This is a genomic window from Arthrobacter melezitosi, from assembly GCF_054511055.1.
On sequence record NZ_JBTNDJ010000001.1, the window covers coordinates 300,998 to 313,852 of the forward strand.

Annotated in this window: 14 protein-coding genes; 3 read left to right on the forward strand and 11 right to left on the reverse strand. The window is 70.0% G+C overall.

The window, feature by feature from the left end; genetic code table 11:
* The first annotated feature begins 45 nt into the window (after positions 1-45).
* From ACX80W_RS01490 to ACX80W_RS01500, 3 genes are read left to right on the forward strand one after another with little or no spacing between them, the layout of a single operon-like run.
* On the forward strand, positions 46-813 hold the full coding sequence (locus ACX80W_RS01490) for a demethylmenaquinone methyltransferase (RefSeq protein ID WP_459279773.1): 768 nt from the start codon (positions 46-48) through the stop codon (positions 811-813).
* Positions 813-2,120: a geranylgeranyl reductase family protein gene (locus ACX80W_RS01495; protein WP_459279774.1), complete on the forward strand. Its 1,308-nt coding sequence runs from the start codon at positions 813-815 to the stop codon at positions 2,118-2,120. Before ACX80W_RS01490 ends, ACX80W_RS01495 begins: the two co-directional genes overlap by 1 nt.
* Before the next feature lie 42 nt (positions 2,121-2,162).
* On the forward strand, positions 2,163-3,233 hold the full coding sequence (locus ACX80W_RS01500; RefSeq protein ID WP_459280192.1) for a polyprenyl synthetase family protein: 1,071 nt from the start codon (positions 2,163-2,165) through the stop codon (positions 3,231-3,233).
* Between the two features lie 52 nt (positions 3,234-3,285).
* Here the strand turns inward: ACX80W_RS01500 and ACX80W_RS01505 are convergent, their stop codons facing one another.
* The 11 genes from ACX80W_RS01505 to ACX80W_RS01555 form a co-directional block, all read right to left on the reverse strand.
* Complete coding sequence (locus tag ACX80W_RS01505) at positions 3,286-4,410, reverse strand: S1C family serine protease (protein ID WP_459279776.1); 1,125 nt, start codon at positions 4,408-4,410, stop codon at positions 3,286-3,288.
* Between the two features lie 91 nt (positions 4,411-4,501).
* Positions 4,502-4,861: a hypothetical protein gene (locus tag ACX80W_RS01510; RefSeq protein WP_459279778.1), complete on the reverse strand. Its 360-nt coding sequence runs from the start codon at positions 4,859-4,861 to the stop codon at positions 4,502-4,504.
* A gap of 122 nt (positions 4,862-4,983) precedes the next feature.
* Entirely contained in the window at positions 4,984-5,454 is a 471-nt protein-coding gene (locus ACX80W_RS01515) for an HIT family protein (RefSeq protein WP_459279780.1), read from the reverse strand.
* 1 nt (position 5,455) lies between these two features.
* Entirely contained in the window at positions 5,456-5,881 is a 426-nt protein-coding gene (locus ACX80W_RS01520) for a hypothetical protein (protein ID WP_459279782.1), read from the reverse strand.
* Between the two features lie 78 nt (positions 5,882-5,959).
* Positions 5,960-6,577 carry a trimeric intracellular cation channel family protein gene (locus tag ACX80W_RS01525; RefSeq protein ID WP_459279784.1) on the reverse strand — a complete coding sequence of 206 codons (618 nt, stop codon included), beginning with the start codon at positions 6,575-6,577 and terminating at the stop codon, positions 5,960-5,962.
* Between the two features lie 21 nt (positions 6,578-6,598).
* Entirely contained in the window at positions 6,599-7,024 is a 426-nt protein-coding gene (locus ACX80W_RS01530) for an ATP-binding protein (RefSeq protein ID WP_459279786.1), read from the reverse strand.
* Positions 7,017-7,349, reverse strand: a complete 333-nt coding sequence (locus tag ACX80W_RS01535) for an STAS domain-containing protein (RefSeq protein WP_459279788.1) — start codon at positions 7,347-7,349, stop codon at positions 7,017-7,019. Before ACX80W_RS01535 ends, ACX80W_RS01530 begins: the two co-directional genes overlap by 8 nt.
* Complete coding sequence (locus ACX80W_RS01540; protein ID WP_459279789.1) at positions 7,333-9,285, reverse strand: glycosyltransferase family 2 protein; 1,953 nt, start codon at positions 9,283-9,285, stop codon at positions 7,333-7,335. Before ACX80W_RS01540 ends, ACX80W_RS01535 begins: the two co-directional genes overlap by 17 nt.
* The gene (locus ACX80W_RS01545) at positions 9,282-10,430 is read right to left on the reverse strand and encodes a PP2C family protein-serine/threonine phosphatase (RefSeq protein WP_459279791.1); all 1,149 of its coding nucleotides are present in this window, start codon (positions 10,428-10,430) and stop codon (positions 9,282-9,284) included. Before ACX80W_RS01545 ends, ACX80W_RS01540 begins: the two co-directional genes overlap by 4 nt.
* Before the next feature lie 132 nt (positions 10,431-10,562).
* A complete protein-coding gene (locus ACX80W_RS01550) occupies positions 10,563-11,132 on the reverse strand; it encodes a hypothetical protein (RefSeq protein ID WP_459279793.1) in 570 nt (189 codons plus the stop codon).
* Between the two features lie 140 nt (positions 11,133-11,272).
* The gene (locus tag ACX80W_RS01555; protein ID WP_459279795.1) at positions 11,273-12,703 is read right to left on the reverse strand and encodes a PucR family transcriptional regulator; all 1,431 of its coding nucleotides are present in this window, start codon (positions 12,701-12,703) and stop codon (positions 11,273-11,275) included.
* Between the last annotated feature and the right edge of the window lie 152 nt (positions 12,704-12,855).

Consider the following 12,855-nt stretch of genomic DNA (forward strand, 5'->3'; position numbering starts at 1 on the left):
ACCGGCGCGGTCGGGCGGGCCGGTTTTGTTTGAGACAATGGGCGGGTGAACCGTGCATCACTGGAAAAGCGCCCTGATGAAGTAGCAGCCATGTTCGACGGCGTCGCCCCCCGGTACGACGTCGTCAACGATGTGCTCTCCCTCGGGCAGACCCACCGCTGGCGCCGCATCGTCGTGCAGGCGGTGGGCGCCGAACCGGGGCAGCGGGTCCTTGACCTCGCCGCCGGGACCGGAACCTCCAGCGAGCCCTACGCCGACAACGGCATCGACGTCGTCGCGTGTGATTTCTCCCTCGGCATGCTCACGGTGGGCAAGCGCCGCCGCCCCGACATCGACTTCGTCGCCGGGGATGCGACGAACCTGCCGTTCGCCGATAACTCCTTCGACGCCAGCACCATCTCCTTCGGGCTGCGCAACGTCAACGAGCCGCGCAAGGCCCTTGAGGAGATGCTGCGGGTGACGAAGCCCGGTGGCCGGCTCGTCATCGCCGAGTTCTCCCAGCCCACGGTGGCGCTGTGGCGCAACCTCTACACCGAATACCTGATGCGCGCCCTGCCGGCGATCGCCGAGAAGGTCAGCTCCAACCCCGATGCCTACGTCTACCTGGCCGAATCCATCCGGGCCTGGCCGAACCAGGATGAGCTCGCCGCCTGGATCACCGACAGCGGCTGGGGCGAGGTCGCCTACCGCAACCTCAACGGCGGCATTGTCGCCGTCCACCGCGCGGTGAAACCCGGTGGAGCCTCCCGGCCCGCCGTGGAGCCGGCCGCCCGCGCCCGGCTCCGCCGCCGCAGCACCCGGGCAGTCAACTAGTGTCGGTCCTCATCATCGGGGCGGGCCCCGCGGGATCCACGGCCGCCTACTACCTCGCCCAGGCGGGCATCGAAGTCACCGTCCTCGAGAAGACGTACTTCCCGCGGGAGAAGGTCTGCGGTGACGGACTGACGCCGCGCGCCGTCCGCGAAATGCAGCTCCTCGGCCTGCCGCACGATGAGCAGGACGGCTGGCGGCGCAATAAGGGCCTGCGGCTGCTCGCCGGCGGCCGGACCGTCGAGGTGCCCTGGCCGGAACTGAGCGACTTCCCCGGCTACGGGCTGGTGCGCACGCGCCTCGGCTTCGACGAAGCCCTCGCCCGCCACGCCCGCGCCGCCGGTGCCACGATCCTTGAAGGACATTCGGTCTCCTCCGCAATCCGCGACGACTCGGGCCGGGTCACCGGCGTCGTCGCGAACCTGCTCGACGACGCGGGCCGGAAGACGGGCGAATCACGCACCTTCTCCGCCGACGTCGTCCTGGCCGCCGACGGGAACTCGACCCGGACCGCCGTCAGCCTCGGCATGGCCAAGCGTGACGACCGGCCCCTCGGCGTCGCGGTGCGCACCTACTTCACCAGCCCCCGGCACGACGACGACTGGATGGAGGGCTGGCTCGAACTGCCCGATGCCACCGGCAGGCCGCTGCCCGGCTACGGGTGGATCTTCGGGGTCGGGGACGGCACCTCGAACGTCGGACTGGGCATCCTCAACTCCTCGGCCGAGTTCGGGAAGCTCGACTACAAGCAGGTGCTGAAGGACTGGACGGCCGGCATGCCCGCCGAGTGGGGCTTCACCCCGGAGAACCAGGTCGGGGAGATCCGCGGCGCCGCCCTCCCGATGGGCTTCAACCGCACCCCCCACTACAGCCCCGGCCTGCTGCTGCTCGGCGACGCCGGCGGGATGGTTTCCCCCTTCAACGGCGAGGGCATCTCCTACGCCATGGAATCGGCCCGGTTCGCTGCCGAGTTCATCGCCTCCGCCCAGGGGGTCACCTCACTGGCCGGGCGGGACCAGGTCCTGACCGGCTACGCCCCCCACATCCGGTCCCAGTGGGGCAGCCACTTCACCCTGGGCCGGGTCTTCGCGCAGCTGATCGGCAAACCGGCGATCCTGAAGCTGGCCCTGCGCACCGGGATGCCGGTCCCGGTGCTCATGCGCTTCGTGGTGCGCATGCTCGCCAACCTCACCGATGCCGGGGGGCGGAGCTTCGAAGACCGCGTCATCCACCTGCTCGAATCGCTGGTGCCGCCCACCGCCAACCAGCCGCCGGCCCCCCGCGTTACCCGTGCGTCATCCGCCACCTGACTTCGTTAGGCTTATACAGTGACTTCCTCCTTCGACTCCGGCATGACCAGCGTGGACAACGGCGCGCTCGACACCGCTGAGAACCCGGACGACGGCTTTTCCTCCTTCAAGCTGCCGCCCGGCTTCGCCCTCATCGCCGAAGACCCGGCCCTCGGCCCGGCCGTCTCCTCTTGCCTGACCGAAGTGGAGAAACAGCTCCGCGGCGCCATCGCCAGCGCCGATCGGCTCGCCGATGCCACCTCCCGGCACCTGGTGGAGGCCGGCGGGAAGCGCATCCGCCCGCTGCTGACCCTCCTGGCCTCGCACCTGGGCGATCCCGGCCGGCCCGAGGTGGTCCAGGCGGCCGTCGTCGTCGAGCTGACGCACCTGGCCACCCTCTACCACGACGACGTGATGGACTCCGCGCCGTACCGCCGGGGCGCCCCCACGGCGCACGAGGTATGGGGAAACACTGTGGCCATCCTCACCGGCGACCTGATCTTCGCCCGCGCCTCCATCCTGGTCTCCGAGCTCGGGGGAGAGGCGCTGGGCATCCAGGCCCGCACCTTCGAGCGGCTGTGCCTCGGGCAGCTCCACGAAACCGTCGGGCCGCGTGAGAACCAGGACCAGCTCGAGCATTACCTGTCGGTCATCGCCGACAAGACCGGCTCGCTCGTGGCCGCTTCGGGCCAGCTCGGCGCGCTCTTCGCCAACGCCTCCCAGGAAGTCATCGACGTCATGGTGGAGTACGGCGAGAAGGTCGGAGTGGCTTTCCAGCTCGCCGACGACGTCATCGACGTCACCGGGCTGAAGGTGAAGTCCGGGAAGTCCCCCGGCACAGACCTGCGCGAGGGGGTGCCGACCCTGCCCGTGATCCTGCTGCGCCGGGCGGCCGCCGCCGGAGACGCCTCCGCCGCGGACGTGCTGACCCTCGTCGACGGCGACCTCACTTCCGACGAGGCGCTCGAGGAGGCCGTGGCTGCCGTGCGGGCGCACCCGCAGACCCAGGAGGCGTGGGCCTTCGCCCAGCGCTGGGCCGACGACGCCGTCGCCGCCCTCGATCCGCTGCCGGAGAGCGTGGTCAAGCACGCCCTGGCGAGCTTCGCGCAGGCGGTCGTCAGCCGGGACGTGTAGGCCGGGGCTTCCCGGCGCGGACGAGCACTGCTGGAACTGCCGGGAGGTGCGGCTAGAAGCCCTCGGCGGCCCGTTCGGCCAGTTCGATCTCCGCTTCCTGTTCCCCGGTGCCCCGTCGAAACCCGACGCTGACGGTGTCCCCGGGATCGAGCCGGCGCAGCGCGGCCAGCAGGTCCTCGGGTGAGGCGAGCTCCTCGCCGTCGAGGGAGGTGAGGATATCCCCCGGGCGGATTTCAGCCTCATCCGCGGGCCCGCCGCGTGCCACCGAAATCACAACGGCACCGGCGGTGTCCTCGACGCCCAGCTCACGGGCGATCTGGGGCGTGATGGTGCCCGGGGTCAGGCCGAGGTAGGCGTGGTCGGCGGTGCCGTCCTCCAGCAACTCCTCGGCGATGGCGGTTGCCGTGGGGGCGGGAATGGCGAAACCCAGCGAAACGGCGCCGGCCTGCGGCGGGATGTACGCCTCGCTGATTCCAATGATTTCGCCCTGGCCGTTGACCACCGCCCCGCCGGAGTTGCCGGGACTGATGGCGGCGTCCGTCTGGATCAGGTCCACCAGGGACTGGCTGCGCGAGGCAGAGCCGGGGATCTGCCGGTGAAGGCCCGAGATGATGCCCGACGTCACGGTGTTCTCGAAGCCGAGCGGGGAGCCGATGACCACCGCCAGTTCCCCGATCTCCGGCAGCCGCTCCTGGAACCGTGCCGCGGGCAGGTCCTCCCGGTCGGCCTGCACGAGCGCCAGGTCGGAGACGCGGTCCGCCGCGGTCACGGTGCCGGCGACCCGCTGGCCGTCGGCGAAGGCCACCTCCACCTCGGTGTTGTTGCGCACCACGTGCTCGTTGGTGATGATGAGGCCGTCCTCGGTATAGATCACGCCGCTGCCCAGTCCGCCCTCGGTGAAGATCGTGACGACCGAGGGCTGGACGGCGTCGACGATTTCCGGAATGGCCATGGCGTCGTCGTCTGCTCCGGCCGGGGAGCCCGGGCCGGCGCCGTCGTTCCCGTTGCCTGTTGCGGGGGCCTGTCCTGGCTCGGTGGCGTCCACGCCCGCGGAAGGGCCGTCGTCGTTCCCCTCGAAGGCGGTGCAGCCGGTCAGGAGCGCAGGAACCAGTGCCAGTGGCGCCAGGCGCCGCAGCCCGCCCAAACGGCTGCGGCGCGCGGTTCGGGCTCGGCTCATCAAACTCCTCCGGTCGGTCCAGGCGCCGGCGCGTCGCACACCGGGTGCCGGTCCGGACGGGCCGCTCTCGCCACCTTAGTAAGCTGCCTTATTAATTGGGCGGCACGGCCGGACCGGCTGTCAAGCGTGGAGCGGGCGGCAGCTGGGCGGTCCGGGTTGGGGACAGCACCCGCAGGTGCAGTGGAGCCGGGGGAGAGCGCTCCCGGGCCGGAGGCGGGGTCCGGCTGGCGTTGCGCCGCAGTCTGAGGGAGCGGACGGTGCCCCGGCGGGGACCGGCGTCCGGGTGCCGGCGGCGGGCCGGCGCCGCGACACCGCGCGTCCGCGGGGGCGGATCGATCCGGTCGACGAGCTCCTGGAATTCCGCCTCCAGCAGATCGTCATCGAGGCACATCAGTTCGAGGAACCCGGTCACCGTGTCTTCCTCGCGGGACTCAACCGGATGCGTCAACATGGGGACCCCTGCAAAATCAGCTTTCAATTGAACAATGGCCGCTTATGTCTTTGCCGTTCCCGGGACCCGCCCGGGAACACTTTTTAAATAGCACCGTCCGGCGCCGCACCGCAAGGGGTCGGCTACAGGAAGGCGCGCAGTTCCGCCGCCTTCCGGGCGCGGACCTCCGGGTCGACGATGGGGCGTTTCGGCGTGAAATAGAACCCGTCATTGTGCCAGCGCGGCAGGACGTGCTGGTGGTAGTGCCATACGTGCTGGCTGCCCGCGGGCTCGTTGTGCTGCCGGGTCGAGACGCCGTCGGGCTGCCACGCCCGTTTGATCGCCACGGCGAGGTCGCGGGTGAGGAGCATGATCCGTGCCGCCACGTCGTCGGGCAGTTCGTAGAGCAGTTCGAAGTGTGCCCGCGGTGTGATCAGCACGTGCCCGGGGTTCGGTTCAAACCCGTGCGAGGCAATGAAGGCGAGGGCAAGGTCGTCGGCGTAGATGAGGTCACCGGGCCGGCAGAGGTTGCGGGGGTTGTCGAAATTGCCGCGGGCCAGGTCGCAGAAGGGGCACTGGTAGCCGGCGGGTGCGTGGTTGACGAATTCGGACATCTCAGTCCTCGTCGGTGTCTTCAAACACCCACTCGAACAGGTCGAGGACGTATTCGCTGAAGGTTCCCTCTTCGCTCTGCCACTCGCCGCGGGCGTTGTTGCGGCGCCAGACGATGGGGTCGGGCACGGAGAGCTGGTCGGCGCGCATGCCCCAGGTGTACTGCTCGTCCTCGTCCTCCAGGAACAGCAGGAACCCGTCCTCGATTTCCAGCTCGTCCGGGTCCCAGAAGAAGTGGAACGCCTCCATGATGTCCTCGGTGGCGCCGACCGCGAGGTAGAACTCGCGCAGCACCAGGGGGAGCTCGAAGTCCTTCCCCTCCATGAGTTCATCGATCTCGGCCGGCGACAGGCCGTCCTCCTCTTCCCACTGGTCGTCAAAGTAGGCAGGAACCAGGGCGCGGAACTTGTCCAGGAACAGCTCGGTCACAAAAACTCCAGACGGGATTGGGGGAAGGTTCCATCCTATCCTCCAACGCCGGGCGCAATGACCGCCCGGTGCGGCGTCCTAGGTGCGGGATGCCAGCGGCGCGTGCCACCCGAACCGCCACGACAGCAGGCGCAGGGCGAAGACGACGGCCGCGGCGGCGGTGCCGGTGAACAGGTTCATCCACCCGACTCCCACCAGCAGGGCCACCACGGCGGCACCGAGCATGGCGGGCAGGGCGTAGATATCCCGCGGATCGAACAGCTGCGGCACCTCGTTGGCGACGACGTCGCGGAGCAGGCCGCCGCCGACCCCGGTGGTCACTCCCAGCAGGACGGCCGCCACCGGGTTCAGCCCGAAATCCAGGGCCTTCACCGTGCCGGTGACGCAGAAGAGCGCCAACCCGCCCGCGTCGAAGATCACCACCACGCGCTTGACCCGCTCCACTCCCGAGACGGTGAAGTACACAAGCACGGTCGCCAGCAGGGGCGGGATCAGGTAGGCCGGATTGAAGAACGCAGCCGGCGGCGTATCGATGATGACGTCGCGCACGACGCCGCCTCCGAGACCGGCCAGCGAGGCCAGCAGCAGGGACCCGACGAGGTCGAAGCCCTTGCGCGCGGCCAGCAGGGATCCGGAGACGGCGAAGAAAAAGACGCCCACCAGGTCAAGGGTCAGGGCGATGTTGGGCGCGGTCATGAAGTCCTTCCCGAGGGCGGCTCAGCCCAGGGTTTCGATCTCCCGCGAAAGCACCCAGGTCTTCGTTTCGCCCCGCAGTTCCACGGTGATGGTGGTCAGGGCCTCGATCAGTGCGAGCCCGCGGCCGCTCTCCTGGTCGTCGTCGGGCAGTGATGCGGGGGGCATTTCCGGGGCAGGGACGGCGCCGACCTCGGAGATCCTGGCCTGGAGCACCGACGCCATGACGGTCAGGGTGACGGCCAGCCGGAGCTCGCAGCCGGGTGCGGCGACGCTGTGCTGGACGACGTTCGAAGCGGCTTCGATGACCGCGGTGGTGAAGGCCATCTGGTCGAGTGCGGGGACGAAGGAGGCGCTCTCCCACATCGCGTCGAGTTCGGCGTGGAGGTCGTCGATCGCTGCGGGCGTCGCGGGCGCCTGGTAGACGCGCTGTGCGAGCACCTCAGTCATTGGAGAAAGCGCCTTCGGCGGTGGCATGCGGCGTCAGGACGCGGTTCATGCTCGTCAGCTCGAGCACCATCTTCACCTGGGGCTGCACACAGGCGATGCGCAGGTCGCCACCGGCCTGCCGGGCCATCTTCAGGCAGCCGATGAGCGCGCCGAGGCCGGAGGAGTCGATGAACTCGGTGGCCAGCAGATTGACCACGATGCGCTTGTTCCCCGCGGAGACCACTTCCCCGACCACCTCGCGGAGCTTCGGCGCGGCGACCATATTGAGCCGTCCGGTGCCGAAGACCTCCGTGTAGGAGTCCTTCTGCTCAGTGCTGAACCGCATCGATGCTCCTCTTTTCCGGGGTGAACCCCTTGTACTTTACTGCCTTGATCAGCACGCTGAGGACCAGCAGGTCGAAGGCGACCCAGGCCACGTTGACGAAGGTGCCGACCGGCTCGTTGAGCCCGGTTGCAAGGCGCACCACCCCGGTCACCAGGGCAGCGGCGAGCAGCGCCATCACGAGCAGCTGCGGCCGGATCAGGTCCCAGCGGGGGCCGGACTCCTGGCGGGTCTTGGGTGTGACGGCGAACCCCAGCGGCCGCCCGAACCAGACGTTCCGGGCCGCCGTGGTGCACGCCCGGATCCAGGTGGGGAAGAGCGCCAGGCTGTACTGCTGGCCGCGCCAGGTGCGGATGCCCCGGCCGGTGACGGCGAACAACAGCTGGTTCACGACCATGAACGGAATGAAGCGCAGGAAGAACTCGGTGCTGAGGCCCGTCACGGGAAGCACCCCGAGGGTCAGGTAGATGATTGGGGCGGCGAAGTACACGACGGCCGCGAAGCCGCTGAGGTAGGACCACATCGTCGCGAAGTACATCAGGCGCTGCGCCAGGCCGAGGCCGCGGCGGGCCAGCGGGTTCTGCCGGAGCAGCACCTGGATGGTGCCCTGGGCCCAGCGCAGCCGCTGCATGAGCATGGTGGAGAGGTCCTCGGGGGCCAGTCCGGTGGCGAGGACCTCGTGGTGGTAGGCGCTCTGCCAGCCCATCGCGTGCATCCCCATGGAGGTGGCCATGTCCTCCGTGACCGAAATGGTGGCCATCGGCATGATCGGCTGGGCCTCGGCGGCACGCTCGATGGAGATGGCATCGAGGACCGACTGGACCGATTCGAGCGCCGCCAGCGGGGACAGGTCGCGGTGGGACATGCGCTCGATCGCCTCGTCCAGCTCGCCCTCGCCGGGGAGCGCGTGGTCCCCGTCCTGCTCCATCGCGGCGATGGCGGCGAGGTCGGCCTCGAGCGATGAGAAGTCGGAGCCGACGAGGGACTGCACCGCCTCGTCGACGCTCCGGCGCACCCGGTAGGTGACCTCGCTGAGGGACTCCCCGGCCCGCAGCCCGGCGCGCGCCCGCTCGGTTGCGGCCTCGACGTCGTCCAACAGTCCCGCAATCACGGGATCGGCCGCTTCGGGGGACCTGCGGGCCCGGCGCAGGGCGGTGCGTGCGGCCTTCAGGGCCCGCGCCACGCCCTGCTCGACCTCCTTCACATAGCCGGCCAGGCCGAGCTGCATGAGCGCCTCGCGGCGGAGGACGGCGTTGGACCCGCAGAAGAACGCGGCGTTCCAGCCGTCCTTGCCCTGTTGGATCGGACCGTAGAACAGCGGGGCCTGGCTTCCCAGCGGATCGTCGTCGGGCACGTTGGTGAAGTACTGCGGGGTCTGCACGAGGGCGACGCGCCGGTTGTTGAAGTAGCCGAGGGTCTTGTCGAGGATCGAAGGGTCAGGGACCTGGTCGGCGTCCAGGATCAGCAGGAACTCTCCCTCGGTGACCATCAGCGCGTTGTTGAGGTTCCCCGCCTTGGCGTGCCGGGGCCGGCCGGCCCAGTCGGGTCCGCGGGTGAGGTAACCGATGCCATGGCTTTCGGCCAGCCCGCGCACCTCCGCTCGCGCCCCATCGTCGAGGATCCAGGTGCTGTGGGGGTGCCGGATCGCCTTCGCCGCGAGCGCCGTCTCGAGGACCATCGCCGCAGGCTCGTCGTAGGTGGTGATGAAGACGTCCACGGTGGCGTCGGCCGGGGCCGCCGGGGCGGTGCGGTGCTTCTTCTTCCACACGGTCATCCCGAACAGGCCGACGTCGATGAGGCTGTAGGTTTCGGCGGCCACCAGCGGTACCGCGATCCACCAGGCAGCCCAGTTCAGGGATTCGAGCCAGCGCCAGGCGAGGTAGTTGATGCCGAGCAGGAGGGTCAGGACCACCAGGATGCGGACGGGCAGGCGCCTCATCCGGCGCGCTCCACGGCGCGCGGATCCTGGTTTTCGGCGGTGCCGGGCCCTCCCTTGCGGCGGAGGATGACGACGGTGACGTCGTCGTCGACTTCGGGTACGTCGGCAAGTCCGAGGAGCGTCTCGCAGGCCTGTGCGGCGCTCGGGCTGGCATGCACGACCCTGCCCATCGCGGCGGTGAACTCGTCGATGGTGGGGTAGGCGTCGAGCAACCCGTCACTGATGACGGCCAGCGTGTCCCCGGGCGCCAGGACCAGCCGCCCCGACGTCCAGGTCTGCCCGGGCCAGGCGCCTACGGGCGGGCCGCCGGGGGAGAGGCGGGTGCAGTCGCCGCCGGCGGAGATGTGGAGGGCCAGCCCGTGCCCGGCGTCCACGTAGTCGACGACACCGGTGGCGGTGTTGAACCGGGCATGGAAGAGGGTGACGAATGAGCCTGCCTTGTCGAGGTCGGGCTCGGTGGCCCGGGCGGCGGCGTTGAACGCCGCATCGATGTTCGACTGGTTGGAGACCGAACGCATCACCGCACGGACGGTGGCGGCGATCAGCGCGGCGCCCATCCCCTTGCCCATGGCATCGGCCACGGTGAGATGGAGGCCGTCCGCCGTCCGGTACCAGTCGTAGAAGTCACCGCCCACACTGCGGGAGGGCCGGAACTGGCCTGCCAGTTCATAGTCCTCGAGGGAGAGCGCATCGCGGGGCAGCAGGCTCTGCTGGACCTCGGCGGCGCGGCGCCTCTCCGTGGCATTGGCCTCCTCGACGGCGCTCTGCCGGTTCTGGCGGCGGAAGATCGAGTTGATGCGCGCAACGAGTTCGCGGGGGCTGAACGGTTTGGAGATGTAGTCGTCGGCTCCGGTTTCCAGGCCCGTGAGGCGTTCGATCTCGTCGGTCCGGGCGGTGATCATCAGGATGTAGGCGTCGGAGAAGGTGCGCACCTCCCTGCAGATTTCGATACCGTCGCCGTCGGGCAGATTGAGGTCGAGGGTGATCAGATCGGCCCCCAGCCGCGCCGCCGCGAGTCCCTCCGCCGCCGTACCCGCCTCGGTGACGTCGAAGCCCTGCATTGTGAGGATCTGCACCAGGAGGTTCCGGATGTCGGCGTCGTCTTCAACCACCAGGGCACGTCGTCGGTCCGGAGCGTCAGTCATGGTCCTCATTAAACGCTACGTCCGCGAATGGCCGCGGAGCGGCACGGTGCACCGTGTCGCCGCACGAAGAAGGGGCACCACGGCGCCCGGCGCCGGTGATGCCCCTTCTTCATCGTGCTGGCCTGCGCCTGGTTAGGCTGCGGGCTCGGGCGCCGGTGCGGGCTCGGGTGCCGGTGCGGGCTCGGGCTCCGGTGCAGGGACGGGCTCGGGCGCCGGTGCGGGCTCGGGTGCCGGTGCCGGTGCGGGCTCGGGTGCGGGGGCGGGCTCGGGCGCGGGGGCGGGCTCGGGCTCCGGTGCAGGGACGGGCTCGGGCTCCACGGGCTTCGGCTTGTCGATGTTCTTCTGGTAGCCCTTCGAGTGGAGGTGGGCTGCGGCGGAGTTCGACGTCCCGGGTGCCTTGGCCTGGGCCGCGGCGGCAACGGGGTTGGACTTGGCCTTGACGGGGGCGTCGGCCACGCGTGCCATGGCGGCGGCCGCGGGGGCCTCCGGGGCGACCGGAGCCTTGGCCTTGGCTGCGGCGGCAACCGGGTTGGCCATGGCGACCGTCGAGTTGGAGGTGCCGGCCGGCTTCTCCTTGGCTGCGGCGGCGACCGGGTTGGCCTTCGCCGTGGCGGACGGGGCGGCAGTTGCGGCACCGGCTCCGAGGGTCAGGGCGAGCATACCGGTGAGACCGGCAGCGGCGATCTTATGTACAACGTTCACGAATACCTCACTTCGGTGGAGCCGGCCCAGCGCCAGCTCCTCCATCGACCGTATAAGCCGCTTTCCCCGGGGGTCAGCGGATTGCGGGAAAGCTGTGGAGTTCCTCGGCCAATCCTTGCGAACCTGCGTTTTTCCTGCGCCTAACGGAGCGCCCGCACGTTCAGGGCCAGGTAGAGGTGCACCCGGTCGGCGGTGACCGTCGGGTCGTAGCCGGTGAGGTCGGCGATCTGCTGGAGCCGGTAGCGAACGGTGTTGCGGTGGAGTTGAAGGGCATCGGCGACGGCGGCGACCGATCCGTTGAGGGCCAGGTACTTCTCGAGGGTGGGGATCAGCCCGCCGCCGTGTTTGGCGTCGAAGGCGGCCAGCGGGGAGAGGGCCTCGGCGGCGAGGTCGGCGAGGGGGACGTCCTCACTCGAGAGCAGCAGCGAGGTGAGGCTGAGCCGGTTCGGGGCGTTGACCGGACCGCCGCGGGTCAGGGACTCCCGGGCCTCGAAGTAGCTCCACCGCAGCCCGTTGGGCTGGGTGTAGGCTCCGCCGATGCCCACCCGGGCGGTGAAGCCCGCCGCATGCAGGTAGGCACCCAGCCGGGTGCCCAGCCCGGTGCCGTCCGGTTCGGCGGCCACGACCAGCAGCCGGTCTTCGAGCAGGGCCGTGAGGGCGCCGGCGCAGTCCTCGGGCAGCGGCAGGGTGCGCAGGGCCTTCCGCTGCCCGGACGCCACCTCGACGGCCACCACCACATGCCGCGCCGCGCAGTCCAGGCCTGCGCTGCCGAGGCGGGCGACGGCGTCGGGCCCGGCGAGTGCCCCGCGCACGATGTCCTGCAGGAGCTGGCCGGCCGTGACCCGCTCACCCGCCCGGCGCCGCGCCTGGTTGCTCAGTTCCACGCTGATGAGGCTCTGGGCATAGTCGACGATCGCGGCCGGCAGGTACGGTTCGGCGATCACCAGGGTGCACCGGTCCTTGAGCCCGGTCGCCACCGGAACCCGGTGCCAGCCCCGGTCCGGGCCGGGCTGTGCCGTGCCCGCCGGCGCCTGCCCGCCGGCGATGCGCGTGCCGTACTGGAACAGTGCGACGTCGGTGCCGAGCAGCCCGGCAAGCTCCGTCAGCAGCCGGGACAGCCCGCCGCCGCCCAGCAGCGCCGCGGCAAGGACCTGGTGGCCGCGGAGCAGGTCCTCGAGCCGGGAATAGTGGTCGGCCGACAGGGAGTCGGCGACGACCTTCCCGATCGCGATGAAGGGCGTTTCATAGGGCACCTCGAAGACCGGCAGTTCCAACCGGCGGGCCTCCTCCAGCAGCGCCGCTGGAATGTGCTCGTGGGACAGGCCGACGCCGAAACCCACGGCGAGGGCCCCGGCCTCGGAGACCCTGCGCACGAACCGGCGCTGGGCGGCGGGGGTCTTCTGCCGCACCCCCGTCGTGAGGACCACCTCGCCTCCGCTGAGGAACGGCAGCGGGTCCTCGAGCTCGGTCACGGCCACCCACTCAATCGGCGCGTCCCGGAGGGGAGCGCCGTCGGCCGGGACCAGGCGGAGGCCGGGAAGGGCAAAAAGACCTGCGAGGGAGATAGCCATTGACCTATCCTAGGATCGGGTTGTGCGGATGCATGAAGGTGTCCGGGGAATCCTGTGCAAGAGTACCTAGTGAACAGTCCGCTGCGGCGGATAGGGTCAGCACTAAATTTGGCGCCCAGTCCGCAACGCCGACATGTCCGGCCGCACCGGTG